Source organism: Enterococcus sp. DIV1937, from assembly GCF_050535975.1.
Classification (GTDB): Bacteria; Bacillota; Bacilli; order Lactobacillales; family Enterococcaceae; genus Enterococcus; species Enterococcus faecalis.
Window position 1 is genome coordinate 1,875,589 of record NZ_CP172909.1, and the last position, 17,917, is coordinate 1,893,505.

Annotated in this window: 11 protein-coding genes and 1 pseudogene; 6 read left to right on the forward strand and 6 right to left on the reverse strand. The window is 35.1% G+C overall.

Annotated elements, in window-relative coordinates; all coding sequences use genetic code 11:
* Positions 1-98: 98 nt before the first annotated feature.
* From IGL13_RS08960 to rseP, 4 genes are all read right to left on the reverse strand, one after another.
* Complete coding sequence (locus IGL13_RS08960) at positions 99-1,556, reverse strand: amino acid permease (protein WP_002356790.1); 1,458 nt, start codon at positions 1,554-1,556, stop codon at positions 99-101.
* Positions 1,557-1,767: 211 nt separating this feature from the next.
* Entirely contained in the window at positions 1,768-6,123 is a 4,356-nt protein-coding gene (locus IGL13_RS08965) for a PolC-type DNA polymerase III (RefSeq protein WP_002381593.1), read from the reverse strand.
* A gap of 250 nt (positions 6,124-6,373) precedes the next feature.
* The gene (locus tag IGL13_RS08970) at positions 6,374-8,092 is read right to left on the reverse strand and encodes a proline--tRNA ligase (protein ID WP_430604583.1); all 1,719 of its coding nucleotides are present in this window, start codon (positions 8,090-8,092) and stop codon (positions 6,374-6,376) included.
* A 71-nt stretch (positions 8,093-8,163) separates the two neighbouring features.
* On the reverse strand, positions 8,164-9,432 hold the full coding sequence (rseP, locus tag IGL13_RS08975) for an RIP metalloprotease RseP (protein WP_002359768.1): 1,269 nt from the start codon (positions 9,430-9,432) through the stop codon (positions 8,164-8,166).
* Positions 9,433-9,847: 415 nt separating this feature from the next.
* On the opposite strand from rseP, the gene IGL13_RS08980 reads away from it, so the two are divergent.
* From IGL13_RS08980 to IGL13_RS08995, 4 genes and pseudogenes are all read left to right on the forward strand, one after another.
* Positions 9,848-10,627, forward strand: coding sequence for an SDR family oxidoreductase (locus IGL13_RS08980; protein ID WP_002378538.1), 780 nt, complete (start codon positions 9,848-9,850; stop codon positions 10,625-10,627).
* 84 nt (positions 10,628-10,711) lie between these two features.
* Positions 10,712-11,314 (forward strand): YczE/YyaS/YitT family protein, encoded by a 603-nt coding sequence (locus tag IGL13_RS08985; RefSeq protein ID WP_002393123.1) that lies wholly within the window; start codon positions 10,712-10,714, stop codon positions 11,312-11,314.
* A gap of 603 nt (positions 11,315-11,917) precedes the next feature.
* Entirely contained in the window at positions 11,918-12,250 is a 333-nt protein-coding gene (locus IGL13_RS08990; protein ID WP_002362869.1) for an ATP-binding protein, read from the forward strand.
* A pseudogene (locus IGL13_RS08995) lies at positions 12,201-12,772 on the forward strand (CHAP domain-containing protein); the annotation flags it as partial. The gene IGL13_RS08990 and the pseudogene IGL13_RS08995, both read left to right, overlap by 50 nt.
* Positions 12,773-12,822: 50 nt before the next feature.
* On the opposite strand, the gene IGL13_RS09000 reads toward IGL13_RS08995, so the two are convergent.
* Together IGL13_RS09000 and IGL13_RS09005 are read right to left on the reverse strand one after the other, a co-directional pair.
* Positions 12,823-13,416 (reverse strand): response regulator transcription factor, encoded by a 594-nt coding sequence (locus IGL13_RS09000; RefSeq protein ID WP_002362865.1) that lies wholly within the window; start codon positions 13,414-13,416, stop codon positions 12,823-12,825.
* Positions 13,413-15,374: a sensor histidine kinase gene (locus IGL13_RS09005; RefSeq protein ID WP_002378539.1), complete on the reverse strand. Its 1,962-nt coding sequence runs from the start codon at positions 15,372-15,374 to the stop codon at positions 13,413-13,415. The genes IGL13_RS09000 and IGL13_RS09005 overlap by 4 nt, the downstream gene beginning before the upstream one ends.
* Positions 15,375-15,833: 459 nt before the next feature.
* On the opposite strand from IGL13_RS09005, the gene IGL13_RS09010 reads away from it, so the two are divergent.
* Positions 15,834-15,971 (forward strand): hypothetical protein, encoded by a 138-nt coding sequence (locus IGL13_RS09010; RefSeq protein WP_002414657.1) that lies wholly within the window; start codon positions 15,834-15,836, stop codon positions 15,969-15,971.
* Positions 15,972-16,145: 174 nt separating this feature from the next.
* Entirely contained in the window at positions 16,146-17,876 is a 1,731-nt protein-coding gene (locus IGL13_RS09015; RefSeq protein WP_430604584.1) for an asparagine synthase-related protein, read from the forward strand.
* Positions 17,877-17,917 lie beyond the last annotated feature (41 nt).

The window sequence follows — 17,917 nt, forward strand, 5'->3', positions numbered from 1 at the left end:
ATCGACAGAAAAAAAACGTGAGACAAACAGTCCTATTGACCATTTATCTCACGCAAAATACTTAAACTGACTATTTTATCCTTGAAACATGCAACCAATTATTCTGCTGAATCAATTGGCAAAATCGTGTCTTTTTTCTCGCGACGTGCAATTGCTGGTAAAATCATTCCTAATAGAATTAAGACGATTGGTGTCACAATGTTAGAAGCTAATTGGAACAACCAGCCTTGAGGGTCTGAGGCATACTCAAATTTAGGCACCATTCCTAGGATACAAGCAAAGGCTGTAAATAGGAAACACCAAAGACCAAACACAAAACCAATTTTAGGATTTTTAACAAATTTATATTCTGAATTAAATTGTTTGTATGCTTTGTTTAGAAGCATATAGGCAAAGAAGACCCACAAGTAACGCATTGGCATAACTACAGAATTTAAGTTAGTTAGCCATTTAACCACTTCGTTCATGTCCTTCAACCCAAACATCGGTAAAGCGATAATAATACTTACTAAAATACCTGTTAATAGGTAACCATTAATTAACGTACCTTTTTTCGTACGTTTACGTAACCAACTTGGAACAAATTCTGGATCTGCTTCAGCTAAAAGAATTTTCAGTGGAGCATCAATTGAAAAGGCTAACGCAGCCACTTGACCCACTGTATTCGTTAACGCATAAACAATCATTAAGAGATTACCGACACCATAATACGCGCCTAATTTTTGGAAGGCACTATAGGCACCATTTGCCATTAAATCTTTAGGAATATTGTCACTTGAGAATAACATTCCCATTGCAAATGAACCTAAAACAGCCGATAAACCAACCATTGCTGCTAGGAAAATCATTCCTTTAGGGAACTCTTTGGCTGGATTTTTAGTTGCATTTACGTAAGGAGAAATTTTTTCAGCGCCACCTACCGCAAAAACTAACATTGATACGGTTGTAAAATAACTAAAGTCAAATTTAGGAATGTAGGTGCTGACTTGTGACATGTTTGGCGTCGCAAATTCAACCGTTGAATTAATAAATGGTGCGCCTACCGCTAATAAAATAAATAAAATAGACATCACAAACATGGCGGTTCCAGCTAAACCACCAATAACTTTTAAGGTGGTTAACCCTTTTGTTGATAATAACAAGAAAACCAAGAAAATTATTAATGAAATAAATGATACCGTTACGATTGGCATCGTATTGACTAAGTTTCCATTCCCTTGAACTGCCCAACCTAAGGCAATTAAAATTGCTTGTGGTTTTTGTGCCAAGTAAGGAATGTGCACTACCCAATAAGTCCATGCTGCATAATAGGCTAGACGTTTAGTACTGGTATTTTGCACCCACGAACTAACTCCACCATTACTGTCTTTAAATGTTGAACCTAACTGTCCTACGATTAACGCATAGGGAATAAAATATAAAACTAAAATCAAAAGCCATGAAGTGACCACTGAAATCCCTTGTTGTGCATAATTATTCACAACATTTCCAAGACCCCAGACCATGTTAAAGGCAATTAACCCGACGGTGAACCATCGTAATTGCTTTTTGTCCATATAACCAATTCCTTTCTTATTAAAAAAAATAAAGCTCTTCATTTATCATAAGCATTTTACTTTTTATGCACAAGCTCAACATAATTAAATAAAGATGGCTTTTTAATAAGTAATTAAAACGCTTCTAGCAATGATTTTCTAATTTATTTGATGACTAAAAAAGGCCGGTGAATAAGTTGCTTCACCGGCCTTTTTCTAAAAGATTTTTCTTTTATAACATATCAAATAATGATAATTGGTTTTCATCTGGCAAGTCTTTTAAGACACCATTTTCATTCATGTATTCAATCAATGTTTTAGAAACTTTACCTCGTGTTGCCAAATCTTCTTTCGACAAGAACGGTTGCTCTTCTCGCGCAGCGACAATGGCTTTCGCTACGTTGAGGCCTAAACTTGGCACTGCTCGGAAAGGTGCAATCAAGGTATCCCCTTCAATCACAAAATTTTCAGCATCTGATTTGTACAAATCAATCATGCCAAATTTATAGCCCCGTTCCAGCATTTCATTACATAATTCTAAAACCGTTAATAAGTTTTTCTCTTTAGTGGAGGCGTCCATCCCTTTGTCCGTAATTTCTTTCATTCGTGCTTTCACAGCTTCTTTCCCTTGTGACATTGCCACTAAGTCAAAGTCATCCGCCCGAACGGAGAAAAATGCACAGTAATATAAGATTGGGAAATAAACTTTAAAGTAAGCGACCCGCAATGCCATTAATACGTATGCTGCCGCATGGGCTTTCGGGAACATATATTTAATTTTAGAACAAGAATCAATATACCAGTCAGGGACGTTGTTTTCTTTCATCGCATTTAAATACGTATCCCGTAGTTCATCAGGAATCTTATTCCATTGTCCTTTACGTACCGTTTCCATAATCTTAAAGGCCATCCCACTGTCCAAACCAGCATGAATTAAATATACCATGATATCATCCCGACAACCAATTACTTCAGCAAGATTGGCTTCGCCACGGCGAATCAACTCTTCTGCATTCCCTAGCCACACATCGGTTCCGTGAGACAGTCCAGAAATTTGAAGTAATTCTGCAAAAGTTGATGGATGGGTCTGTTCTAACATACCTCGAACGAAACGTGTCCCAAATTCAGGAATTCCTAACGTTCCTGTTTTAGAATAAATTTGCTCTGCATCCACACCTAGAACATCAGGTCCTTCAAAAATACGCATCACTTCTGGATCGTCTGTTGGGATGGTTTTTGGCTCAATCCCAGATAAATCTTGTAACATCCGAATCACGGTCGGATCATCATGTCCTAGAATATCAAGTTTTAAAATATTATCGTGAATGGAATGGAAATCAAAGTGCGTCGTTTTCCATTCTGCCTCTTGATCATCAGCAGGGTATTGGATTGGCGTAAAGTCATAAACATCCATGTAATCAGGAATTACAATAATACCGCCGGGATGCTGCCCAGTCGTCCGTTTAACCCCTGTTGAACCTTTGGCTAAGCGATCAATTTCAGCACCACGCAAATGTAAATTATGATCTCTTTCATATCCTTTAACAAAGCCATACGCTGTTTTGTCGGCTACTGTACCAATGGTTCCTGCCCGGTAGACATATTCTTCACCAAAAAGAACTTTCGTGTAGTTATGGGCTTCGGCTTGATAATCGCCAGAAAAGTTCAAATCGATATCGGGAACTTTGTCGCCATGGAACCCTAAGAACGTTTCAAAAGGAATATCGTGACCATCTTTAAACAATCGAGCCCCACATTTTGGACAGGCTTTTTCAGGCATATCAAACCCTGAACCATAGGAACCATCTTCATAGAACTCAGAATATTGACACTCAGGACAATAATAATGTGGCGCTAAAGGATTTACTTCAGTAATCCCTGTCATTGTCGCAACAAAACTCGAACCGACAGAGCCCCGTGAACCGACTAAATAGCCGTCTTCATTACTTTTATGCACCAGTTTTTGAGAAATTAAATAAATAACCGAGAAACCATTCCCGTTAATCGAATTCAGTTCCTTTTCTAACCGTTTTTCGACAATTTCTGGTAAAGGATCGCCATACAATTCGCGCGCACGATTGTAGCTTAAATCAGTGATTTCTTGTTCAGACCCAGGAATTTTTGGCGTATACAAATCGTCTTTTACTGGAATAACTTCTTCACATAAATCAGCGACTTTGTTGGGATTTTCTACTACAATTCGCTTAGCGACATCTTGTCCTAAAAATTGAAATTCCGTTAACATTTCATCGGTGGTTCGGAAATGAACCTTTGGTAAACTATGGCGATTTAACGGATTAGCGCCACCCATAGACCCGACTAAAATTTTCCGATAGATGGCATCTTCTTCATTTAAATAATGAACATTTCCAGTGGCGACAACCAGCTTGCCAAGTTCGTCACCGATTTTCACTAGATTACTAATAATTTCTTCTAAATCTGCTTCATTTTTCACCAATTCTTGTTCAATTAATGGCGCGTAAACTGGTTTGGGCATAACTTCAATATAATCGTAGAATTTGGCACGATTTTTTGCTTCTTCGACACCTTTTTGCATCATTGCTTCAAAAATTTCGCCGTTTGAACATGCGGAACCGATTAAAAGTCCTTCTCTTAACTTCGATAATTGCGAACGAGGAATCCGTGGTACTCGGAAAAAATAATCTACATTGGACATCGAAATCAATTTAAAAAGATTTTTTAATCCTGCTTGAGTTGTTGCTAAAATCGTTGCATGGAAAGGTCGAGCTCGTTTGTATGAATCTCCTTCGCCAATATGACGATTCAAATCATCATGGAAATGCATATCATGATTCTCTTTCGCTTCTTTTAAGAAAATCCAGCACAAATGACCTGTTGATTCCGAGTCATAGATGGCGCGGTGATGTTGTTCTAAGTTGACGCCAAATTTTTTCGATAAGGTATTTAGACGATGGCTTTTGAAATGTGGATACAAGAATCTGGATAATTCTAATGTATCGATGACGGGATTAGCCGCTTCAGGTATTCCATGTTTGCCATAACTTGTATTTAAGAACCCCATATCAAAAGAAGCGTTGTGGGCCACTAAAATAGTTCCTTCTGAAAACTCTTTAAACATGCGTAAAACTTCTTCTTCGGACTTTGAGCCGCGCACCATTTCATCTGTAATCCCAGTTAAATTGATCGTCGTTTGAGATAATGGATGGCCAGGATCAATAAACTGCTCAAAAGTCTCAATGACATTTCCTTTGTGCATTTTGACTGCGGCCAATTCAATAATGGTATCATAAACAGCGGAAAGCCCCGTTGTTTCCACGTCAAAGACCACATAGGTAGCATCTGTTAATTCAATATGTTCTTCGTTGTAAGCAATAGGTACACCATCATCAACAATATTGGCTTCCACGCCGTATAAAATTTTAACGCCTGCTTTTTTACCTGCAGCATGGGCATCAGGAAACGCTTGGGCGCCGCCATGATCCGTAATTGCGATGGCCTTGTGCCCCCATTTCCCCGCTTGCGCCACCAAGTCACCGACTTTATTGGTCGCATCCATTGTACTCATGTTACTATGCATGTGTAATTCTACACGTTTTTCACCTTCTGGCGCGTAGTCTTTTCTTGGCGCATGGGCGACTTCCATCAAATCTTGAGCATTCATGACTAAATCACGCATGAAGGTATCTTCTTGTACACTACCACGAACACGAATCCAACTTTGCGGTTGAATCGCATCAAAAACTTGTTCATCTTTTTCCCCATTCGAAAATTTCTTCACCACGAAAGAGGAAGTATAATCAGTAATTTTCAAAATTAAAATTTTTCGTTTAGAACGCAATTCACGCACTTCTTTATCAAAAATAAAGCCTTCAATCGTTATCCGACGTTCTTCTTCCAGTATGTTTCCCATTGGCATAATGGGTTCATCATTGGGAATATTCCGACCTAAACGAATTGGACCATCAAACGCAGGCGCTTGTTGTTGTTTTTCTTTTTTCATTTGTTCATGTTTAACAAGCGATTCAGCAGCTTGTTGTTGAAAGGCTGCGGCTTGTTCTAATTTTTGCTCTTCAAACTTTTTCAGCACTTCTGCAGCTTGCTGTTGATCCATTTTTGGTTCAATATGAAATTTAGGAAACCCGTAAGAGAAATAAAGTTCCTCAATAATTGGTAAATATTGTTGCTTCAAATAAGGAATAACTGCTTCATTATCAACAGGTAAGATAATTTTCCGATCTTCAAATTGTGGTGTCTGTGTTTTTAAGACTTTCTGAACTAACGGCGTATTGCATTGACTATTTAACAAGGCCAACTGCCAATAATCCGTTAATTGTTCCTCTGTAAATGTTGTCTGATTTGTGGTTATTTGAACGGAAACCTGCGCAATTTGTTGAAAAGCTAGTTCCAATTGTTGCATAAATGTTTGATATAGCATCACTGGCATCAATTCATCAAAACTTAAATGAAATTCCCATAAGCGACTTTGTTGGTGAACAATGACCTTGTCAATCCGGCCATTTTGAATTAAGGGATGTTCTTTCGCTGTGTCATCTAACTGAATTTGTGTCATCAGTTTATCAAATAAATCGCGTGCTTTTTCTGTCACAAAATGAACCTCCTTCTATCATTGAAAAAAGGCCCTCAGACAAATCTGTCAAGTGCCTTTTTTCGGTTTCTCTGCATTCGCTTCTCTATTAAGTATACTCGTTTTTTGTAAAAAAACAATCTTGTTTCTTTTCTAAAAAGAGCTAAGAAGAGCTTGAAGCAAAAATCACTTTAGATTTTTGCTTCAAGCTTAAACGCTGATAAGTGGCGGAAACAGTTTATCCTAATCATTCTGTCCGCCCTTTTCATTATTATTCCACTTCTGATGTTGTGTTCATCAAAATAGAAAGTGTACTTTCTAATTCTTCTTTGCGTACTTCCAACATTTCACCAGTACGTTTGATTTTGACTTCTACCACACCATCGACTGCTTTTTTACCGACTGTGATACGGATTGGACAACCAATTAAATCAGCATCAGCAAATTTTACGCCTGCGCGCTCATTGCGGTCATCAACTAATACTTCGTAGCCCGCTTCGGTCATCATTGCTTCAACTTCTTGTGATAGTTTTGTTTGGTACTCATCTTTCACATTCATTTGGACCACGTGTAAATCAAATGGCGCAATTCCTGTTGGCCAATTAATACCGCGCTCGTCTGCATTTTGTTCAACGATTGCTGAAAGTAAACGACTAACGCCGATGCCATAGCAACCCATGATCACTGATTTTTCACGACCGTTTTCATCTAAAACTGTTGCGCCCATAGCATCACTGTAACGCGTTCCTAATTTAAAGATATGACCAATTTCGATTCCTTTAGTAAAGGCTAAGACACCATTGCCATCAGGAGAAGGATCGCCTTCTTGAACAAAACGTAAATCTTCGTAACTAATTGGTTGGAAATCACGATCTGGATTTACATTTGTCAAATGATAGCCATCTTCGTTAGCCCCAACAATGGCGTTGGCTAAATCTTGAACAGCTAAATCTGCATAAATTTTAACATCTTCGGAAACATTGACTGGACCAATTGAACCAAAGCCCGCTCCTAAGACACGGCGAGCATCTTCTTCTGTTGCTTCATCTAAGAAATCAGCGCCTAAGAAGTTTTTCAATTTGACGTCATTGACATCATGATCGCCACGAACCAAGACCATTACTGGCTCTTCATCGGCAATAAATAGTACTGATTTAATAATACGTTGTGGCTCAACTTCAAAGAAGTTTGCCACTTCGGCAATTGTACCCACTTCTGGTGTTGCAATTTTTTCTAAATCTAATTGTGTTTCATGTGATTTTTTCGGCGTATAAAGACTTGTTGCCATTTCTAAATTGGCAGCATAATCACTTTCTGTTGAATAACAAATAGTATCTTCCCCAATTTCAGAAATCGCCATAAATTCTTTAGAATCTTTACCACCCATGGCACCACCGTCCCCAATAATGGCACGGAATTCTAGTCCACAGCGTTCAAAAATGCGTGAGTAAGCTTTTTCGTAATCACGGTATGATTGATCTAAACTAGCTTCATCGGCATGGAAAGAATAGCCATCTTTCATGATAAATTCACGGCCTCTTAATAAGCCAGAACGTGGGCGTTTTTCATCACGATATTTTGTTTGAATTTGGTATAAATTCAAAGGTAATCGTTTGTAAGAATTAATTTCATCACGAATTAATTCTGTGAAGGTTTCTTCATGCGTTGGGCCTAAGATATAGTCACGGTCATTGCGATCTTTTAAGCGATACAAGTTAGGTCCATAAGTTTCATAACGGCCTGATTCTTTCCAAAGTTCTGCTGGTAATAACGCAGGCATTAACATTTCAACTGCATAAATTTTCTCAAATTCTTCTCGCATAATCGTTTTTAATTTTTCTAAAACACGATTGGCTAAAGGTAAATAAGAATAGATCCCTGCAGCGACTTGACGAATATAGCCTGCGCGCAACAGAATTTGATGACTTAAGACTTCTGCATCATTTGGTACTTCTCTTAACGTTGGAATTAACATTTTTGACTGTTTCATTAAAACTCTCCTCTATTTTAAAATCAACTATTTTTGATTTCTTTACACACTTTTTTACTTAAGCTTTCTCCTTAAAAGAAAAAGCGTTGAATATCGTTCCAAGTAACTAACACCATTAACACCATGACAAACCCAAAGCCAATTAACGTAATGATGCCTTCTTTTTCAGGACTAATTGGTTTTCCACGTACACCTTCAATAATGTTTAAGACAATTTTCCCGCCATCTAAAGCTGGGATCGGCAACAAATTAATAATCCCTAAGTTCATTGACAACATGGCCATTAAGAATACAACTGTACTTACTCCAGCATTGGATGCTTCTTCCGATAATTTAAACATCATGACTGGCCCACCTAGTTTGTTTAAACTAAAGCCTGTGAATAGTGAGCCGAGTGCTTTAAAAATCTGTGTCGTACTATTTAAAGTATCCTGAATACCGCCCATCAATTTTGACGGTAAATCGGTTTTCATATAAGGATAAACGCCGACTTTACCAATCGTTTGTTTTTCCACTTTTTGTTTTTCTGGTGTCACTGTTAGTTGCTCTTCTTTGCCGTTACGCTCAACTACGAACGTTAACGGCTTTTCGGGGTTCTTCTGCACAATGGTTGTAAAATCTTCGTATTTTTTGATTTTTTGATTATTAATCGATAAGACTTTATCATTTTCTTTCAACCCAGCTTCTGCGGCTGGGCCATTAGGAATCACTTGTCCAATTTGATTCGTGTTTAAATCAGTAACGCCTCCTTGTAGAAAGACCGCTAACGTAAACAGAATAAACCCTAAGATAAAGTTATTCATGGGTCCCGCAAAGTTCGTCAAAATGCGTTGCGATAATTTCGCTGATTGAAATTGAACGTCAAGTGGCGCAATCCGCACCTCGGTTCCATCACTTTCAATAATCGTTGCATCATGGTCAACTTTATAAACGGTTTCTTCTTCCTCGTTTCCATTGACATAGCCCTTGATGAATAATTCTTTTTCAAGATCAAAATCAATGACTTCCATCGGAATACTATGAGGTAATTGTACTTTTTTACTTGTATTAATTTTAACCACATTACCCACGGCATTTAACTCAACAGATAGAGGCATACCTGGTGTGATTTCTGTCATGTCTTCGCCCATCCCAGCCATTCGCACATAGCCACCAATTGGCAATAAGCGAATCGTATAAGTGGTGCCATCTTTTCCACGATGCGCAAAAATCTTTGGTCCCATTCCGATTGCAAACTCACGAACTAAAATACCCGCTCGTTTTGCAAAATAAAAGTGGCCAAATTCATGTACGAGGACAAGAATACCGAAGACAATAATGAATGTGATAATTGTTTTCATAGATGTCCTTCTTCCTTCATTCACTGACGTTCAGTGCTTTTTATTATTACATGGGAAAGTCTCGTAAAACTTGCTCTGTTCCCTTCCCGATAAACCAGTGCAACTGTTTACTGAGAACAGTCGCCACTGTTAGTGAACAAATCTTTCCTTATGTAAGACAAGTTTTATTTTAGCATATTCACTCATAAATAACCATTGGACTTGACCACTTCGCCTAGATATTTTGTGTTTTTTTAGAAAACTCTATAAATGAGAGGAATTGATTACTACGACCAGTATTTTTTTAAAGACCTTCAACAATAGTAGCTAACTTTAGAGCCTAAACTTTTCCGACAGTTTGTCGTATTTTATCAACACGCTGATTGACATGTGCTACCATGAAAGTATTAATAGTAATTTTAGGGGGAATGAATCTATGTATGGAGAATTACATGGTAAAGTGGCCGTTGTCACTGGTGCAGCTACGGGTTTAGGATTATTTATTACTCTGCGTTATATCTTAGAGGGCATGAATGTTGTTGCTGACTATGTCGGTGAGCTGCCTAAAGAATTTGAAGATGTCCAAGCCAAGCACGCAGATCGCGTAAAATTCGTGAAGGCTGATGTCTCTAATGAAGAAGATATTAAAGCGTTAGCTGAAACCGCTTTAAAAGAGTTTAGTCATGTTGACATTTGGGTAAATAACGCCGGTGTGGAGGCTTCTTTTCCGACAATTGATATGCCATTAAAAGAATGGCAACGTGTCATTGATGTCAATTTAAACGGTGTCTTTTTGGGTTCTAGAGAGGCACTCCGAATATTTAGAGATCAAAAAATCAAAGGGTCAATCATTAATATGTCCTCCGTACACCAAAGAATTCCTTGGCCAACGTTCGCCCACTATGCGGCAAGTAAAGGCGCAACCGAAATGTTCACGAAAACAATCGCTTTGGAATATGCGGAATATGGTATTCGTGCCAACTGTATTGCACCTGGAGCGATTAACACACCTATTAATGCTGAAAAATTTTCCGATCCCGAACAGTTAAAACAAACAACGAGCATGGTTCCTATGGGCATTATTGGTAAACCAAATCAAGTAGCTGCTGCGGCCGCTTGGTTAGCTTCTGATGAATCCTCATACGTAACCGGAACAACACTCTTTGTAGATGGCGGGATGTCTCTATACCCTTCGTTCCAACACGGAGCTGGTTAAAAAGTAGTCTGCAACAAAATTCTCTATGAATTTTTGTTGCAGACTTTGTACTATCACACACAAAATCTATTCAGGAGGCTTACCATGAAACTAGTCAAAAATGTTCTTTTAATTTTAATTGGTTTAGTTATTATCGGGATTGGCGCATCCACTTTAAGAGTGGCAGGTTTAGGAGTTGATCCTTTCACTGCTATGAATATCGGACTTTCTTCAATGTTTGGTATGCAATTAGGCATTTTTCAAATTATTGTCAATGCGTTTATTTTATTCTATGTCTATTTAAAAAACAAAAAAGCCATTGGTCTAGGAACTATTTTAAATATGCTTTTAGTAGGGATTTTGATTCAACAGATTTCTACTTGGCTTCAACCTTACGCCGATAGTTTAGGAGGCTCAACAATTGGCAAACTACTTTCTTTATTCGTCGGAGTCCTGATTTTTACATTTGGCTGCGCCTTATACATGGCTACAGATCAAGGCGAATCCCCCTATGATGCGATTGCGCCAACCATCTGTCAACAAATCAACAAACCTTACGCTTCTGTTCGAAAAGCACAAGATTTGTTGGTCCTATTAATTGGCTTTATTGCTGGTGGTCCAATTGGGATTGGTACAATTATTTGTGCATTTGGTGCTGGCCCACTTATTAGTTTCTGGAACAAGTTACTTCAACCTTTAGTAAAATAATTTTTTAACTAAAATATAAGAAAAAGCGATGACTCCATAGAGATTTTCTTCTCGAGTCATCGCTTTTTTATTTGTGCTTCTTTGAAGAAGCATGATTAGTATGTTTCTTGTTTGGCTTTCCGTTGTTGTTTTAGTTGATTATTTGTTGGTAGAGTGAAAAACTAGCCGACAGAGCCTTCCAGCAAAGGGTTAGTTTTTTTAAGAGCTTCTGATAAGCTCTAATCGTTGGTATGACAGCATTATTCTTTTTCTTAGAATGTTGTGAAATACCAGTGATTTTTTTCAATTGTAGTTAGTTTTGATTTAGTTTCAAACCGTTTCAACTATAAAAATATGGATACTTTTGGATAGTTTTTAGTAAGAAAAATGCGAGCTAAACGAATAACTATAACAAAGTCAGTTTTCATGAATAAATTAATTACGACAAAAGAGTTATTTACAAACAAGAACGTACGTTTTTATAATAAACCTAGTGTTACAGTTTAAGTGCAACACTAAATTATTCTACTTGAAAGGACGATAAGTATTTGTTATTGATTTAAATTCTTTAAGCGAAATAATTTTATTGTCGTTCACTTTGAAAAGAGTAACACCAGTAAAATAATGCTCCTCGCCTTTATATTTGTACTTTTTGAATTTGTACATTTCTTCCCCTTTCAATGTGTTCAATTGTTTTATAGTACAATTATACTAAATGATATCACCGATAAAAAAGCCAATAGCCCGCACATTGCCATCACTGGACCCACTGTAAACGGAAAATCTTACTTGGCAAAGTTCATTTTCTTCCTCTCCGTTTTAATGAATGGAAAAGGCTTGTACGTTGACCCTAAATCTGAGTTTTTTAATCGGATTATGGAGGTGATCAATCATCCACTTTATTACGATTCAATTCTCAAAAACTCAAGCAGATGGAAAAACAGTCACTTACACTAATCCTATAGCTATCAACATAGGCTATGATTATCGTTATGCGTATGGCAATATGTTTTATGCTCAAATTGTTAAACAATACATCACTTCTATTTCCAACAACAATAGTCAAGGGAATTCAGCTATTGTAAAAGCAGCACTTAAAGAATTGAATGAAGGAATACATAAGGGTGGAACGAAATATTGGCAATGGTATGGCTTTAATGGACGTGTAGAATGGTGCGCTATTTTTGTTTCTTATAATGCTGAAAAAGCTGGAGTTAAAATGGAACATTTTGCCTATTGCCCAACTGGTATTGAAAATTTTAAAGCGAATAACCAATGGTTTAGGAAAGGAAGTTTGCCTAAAAATGGGAATATCATCTTTTTTGATTGGGATGGTGATTCTATCAGTTATTACGTTGGGATTGTTGAGAAAGTAGAAAATGAAGTTGTTTACACAATTGAAGAGAATTCAGGAAACAAAATTGCTAAACTAAGTTATGAAAAAATAGCCCTTATATCATGGGTTATGGTATTCCGTAAACAGCATATCTTTCTGAATAAATGTTTGATAATTTCAACATTTTTTAGTATCAATATCCTTTTACTCTAATAATTCCCAATTCAATAGCTTGAATAATTGCAGAAATGGTTGAATTTACCTCTAGCTTATTATTTATGGATACAAGATGATTATTTACTGTTCTTCTACTGATATGAAGTTGTTCTGCTATCTCCTGCTGCTTAAAACCTTCTGCAGCACATTTTAGTATCTCTTTTTCTCGTTTACTAAGAACATCTAATGTACTTTGGCACTTGGGTAGCAGATCAGTTCCATGATGTATTTTTTGTAAATCATCATACAATTCTTCAATTGTTACATTTTTATTTAATAGTCCCCATGCTCCAGATTTTATTGCTTCATTCTTGTATTCAATTAAATCAAAACCTGATAAAAAAACTATTTTTTGATTTGGAAATTTTCCAATAATTTCTTTAGATATTTCAAATCCACTTAACTCTCCAATATGGATATCCAATAATGCTAAATCTGGTTGCTCATTTTTTAGTTTATTTAAAAAAAATTCTGGATTAGTAAAACTAGTAATTGAGACATCCATTGGTTGAAATGCAATTTCAAGACTTTTAGAGAAAAGTGCATGATCGTCTAATAAATATACTTTCATGAATCTATATCCTCCTTTGCAATCGGTAAAGTTATTGTAAATTTTGTACCATGTGGATTTACAGATGATACTCTCATTTTTCCATTTAATGAATTAACCTCTTGATTTATTGATAGAATACCAAAATGTTTATTTTCAAATCCTCTAAGTTTTATTTTGCTATAATCAAAGCCTGTGCCATCATCTTGTACAATACATTCTATATAAAAGTCCCTTTGAATGAGATAAACACAAACTACTGTTGCTCGAGAGTGTTTTAGAGCATTAGTTATTAACTCTTGTATAATTCGATAAATATGAAATTTCTCTTCTTTTTTTAGATGCATTTCTTGTGGACAATAAAAATGAACAAATATAGATTCTTGTCCCTCATTGAATTTATCACAAAGAATTCGAATGCTTTGCGACACAGGCACTGTTTCAATCGTCGAAGGATATAATTCAAATATCTTGTCTCTAAAAGTTTTATTTAAAGTATCAAAAGTTTCTAATACTAATTTCTTTGTTTCTACATTTTCAGTAGACATAGATTCGATTAGTTTTTTTAAAGCCAAAATATTTTGTAAAACATTGTCATGAATAAAAAATGAAAAATCTTTATGAAAATTTTGCACCATGTTTAAATATTCATAATTCACGTATTCATCATAAGATAAACTTTCTATTTTTAATGATTCTTGTTTAATATCATATAAGCGTTCATTTTCAATAATTATTTTACCAGCAACACCAACTAAATCATATATTTCTTCATGTTTCATACTCGCCAAGTCAAAGTCTTTTTCTCTATCTATGAGTAACCAACCTAAAATTTGTTTATTCTCAAAAAAAGTGAATTTTCTATATTTATTGTTGTGATAATGGAATATGTTAGAGTCGCGTTCAAATTCAGCAATAATTTTATTCGTTAAAATCAGTTTAGAAAATTCTCCTGAGCTAGACAAAATATATGGTTGGTATTGATCTTTCCAAACCATTAAATAACTATTTATTTCGTAATGTTGCAAAAAGATTGTACTAATTAAAGTACTTACTGAAGACAAAGTCTTTTCTTTACTGATAGTTTGTACAAAATCGATCTTTTCTTTTTGGAAATCTTTCTTTCTTTGTTGAATTCGGCTCACCTCAATACTACTCAAATACCAATTCTTCAAATAAAGGATAAACAAAATCAGACAATAAAAAATAGAAATAAAATAGATATCAAGTATTGATAATCGAAGAAAATAAAAATTAATAATGAAGAAGATTCCTATACAAATAATATGGATAACTAAATTTATAATAATTGATACTTTATCTAAGCTAATTTCATTACGTTTTATTAAAATAATTCCGACTGTGATTGGGATAAGAAAAAGAACCAACCCACTTAAAATAGAAGTAGAAATAATTAACGAAAATAGCGATAAAACTAGTATTCGAATTAGAAAAACTTGTTCTTTTTTTGTTCGAATGGTTAGTCGATCTTTTCCTTTAAAATATAAAAATAAACAACCAAAAATATCCAAAATGATTACTATACTCACCATCCATATGAATTTTTCAAAATTAAGAAGCAGTAACATGGATACAATAATAGATTGTATAAATAAAATTTGATCAATTTTTTTAGAAACAGATAAAATCGAAATTAAGTTAAAAGTGACAAAAAACTTATAAACAAAGTAAGGTAAAAATGAAATTAGCAGGAATTTGACAGGATGCACAAAAGAATAAGGAAATAATCCTATTGCTAAGGAAATGGAAGTAAAAAAAGTAAGTACAGCGAAGTATCTAATCTTTTTAATATCTTTAGAGACAAAAATAATAACTGCGCAAAAAAGAATAAGTACAACAATAATCGGTACAACAGTTACTGCTTGCGATCCATACAAATAGTCATTCTGCTTAATAGTAAGTAGAGCTATCACTAAGAATACAAATAAGGATAACAAATAAACAAATTTTTCTTTCATACACTTTTCTCCAATCTAAGTATTCCTTGAATATTCTACAGTTCTTCGTTTTTTTAAAGATACTAATTTTGAATTTATAGTTTGAATAAAATTTTCTAATATCCCACTAATGTATTAAACAACACAGATTTTATTCATACTCCACTCTGTGTATTTTTTAATGATATCTTCATCTTACTCTTTCTTAAATAATTGCACAATATACTCATTACAAATAATCCCTTTTTTTGTATGATTAATATATAAGTTGATAGAAAAAAGCTACTTAACCTTAAAAACAACGAATTAAGAGTAATTTATTTCCTGATTCTAGCTGTTTTGTTCTATTGTTTAACTAAAATATAGATGTCAAGAATTTCCTATACTCATTTTTCAGTACTAAGTAATCAAGGTAACTATTTTCTAATTTACTTGAATTAGAAAATTTAGTATACACCAACTATGAAGGAGGTGAACTCTATGACAAAGCAAAATTACAGTAAACCATCAATTGAAAAAATTGCAGGTTTTAAAGAATCTACTCGTGGTCTTTGGACAGGTAAATTTAGAGATGTATTTGGTGGACGCGCTCTTTTCCAAGTTGTAATTTATTACTAGGACAGAAAAATGGGAAATAATTATGCTAGCGGTCATCGAATTACATAATTATGCCATTGGTCATCGAATTACATAATTCGATGACCTTTTTAGTAATCCGCATAGTCTTTATTTAGGGAGGTGCTTCTAATTATTGTAAACAAATCAAATATCTCTATATCCTCAAAAAAATTGATGTTTCAAAAACGTATTACTACAGACTACACTAATATACTGCTGGTATCCAATACCGAGTACTCTCAACATACACACGATCAATTTGAAATTTACTGTATTTCTTCTGAATATTCAAGAATATTTTGCAATAAAGACCAATTTAACTACACTACTACAGAAAACATGTTAGATTATCTTCAAGCAAATATTTCTAAAGGCGTATTTGTTTTAATAAATAAAGAAGGGCTATTTATGGGAGGATCATTATTTGATGTTTCTCTTTCATGGTTGGACTCAAATGATGAACTAATCATTAGTGATTCATCAGCAAATATCGCATTATTTCTTAATTTACCAATTTCTAAATCGGCTCTTGCATTAAATCTAATTCATAATTTACCATACTACCCATTCCAAAATATTCCCTTATGGGAAAAAGTAAACACGATCCAACCATTCTATATTTTGAAATGTACAACAAATGGAATCTTAGAACCCATACAAACTTGGACACCTCCAAACTTAGAAAACAAAGTCGAATCTATTTATTCAAAAATACGAGAGCGGCTTCTAGAATTGCTTAGTCAAAATACAGTTAGTTACTCTGAGATATCCGCTGACCTTTCGGGTGGAGTTGATTCAGCAACAATTATTTATATCTTAAAAGCGCTTCAAGCTAATGTTAAACTTTATCACGCAAATGCTGATAGTGAATGGAATAGCGATTCTACATGGGCAAAATTAATCTCAAACGATATCAACGTCATATTTACTTCATTACCTTCTTTAGGTAGCTCGGGAAAAAATTTTGAAATTGATAGAGATTACTCAAACTCAGTGTTACCAGATTCTCCATTATTTTGGGCAGATACAGAGGGATATGTTGAATCCATAGAACATTCAGCATTAACTCCCGCCAATGCCACTCATTTTACAGGTCTTGGCGGGGATGAATTATTCACTCCTATGCCTGCTAACGCATGGTCTCTTGTACGACAAAATAAATTACGCAGTATAGACTTAGGCTTACGATATTGTTTACTAAATCGGATTCCTATTTCAGTTGGGACAGTAGATCTAATAAATAATAATTCCTTTAAGGAAGCTGTAAAAAATGAAATAGACAAAGGATTTGGTTATGCTAAACCAACTCGTCAAAACTCCGCACTCAACTGGTGCGGTCCAGTCACGGTACCTAATTGGCTTACGAAGCCTTACCGAGAATTAAGTTATAAAGTTCTAATAAATAAATTAGATCACACATCGAATTCTTTAGATTCCGATCGTTCTCGACACCAAATGATCGAGTCTCTACTTTTTCAAAGACATTTGGTAACTCAGATTAACAACATATATGGTGTTAATGATATGACTTGGCAAGCTCCCTTTTTAGATGTCGATATTATTAATTACTCGTTAGCTATACCAGCTCGTTACAGACAAGATCACACTGTAACAAAATCGATTTTATATAATGCCACTAAAGGACTTGTTTCAAAAAATATTTTTACACGTGGATTTAAAGGAGACTATTCCACAAGTTTGTATAAAAGTTACAAAGAAGCCGTAAAAAAGCATTCCCAGCAAGTGCACCAATTCAAATTAGTTGAATTAGGAATTGTAGATGCAGATATACTAATTTCTGAATTATCAATGCCTTCTGCTCTACATACTAGAGTTGAAGCCTTTGAGAGATTAGCAGCTGTTGAACGCTGGCTTCGTGTAGCTTTAAAAAAGAACTCAAAATAAAAGGAAGTTGCTGCTTACCTAGTTGTAGTTATTTTCTAAAA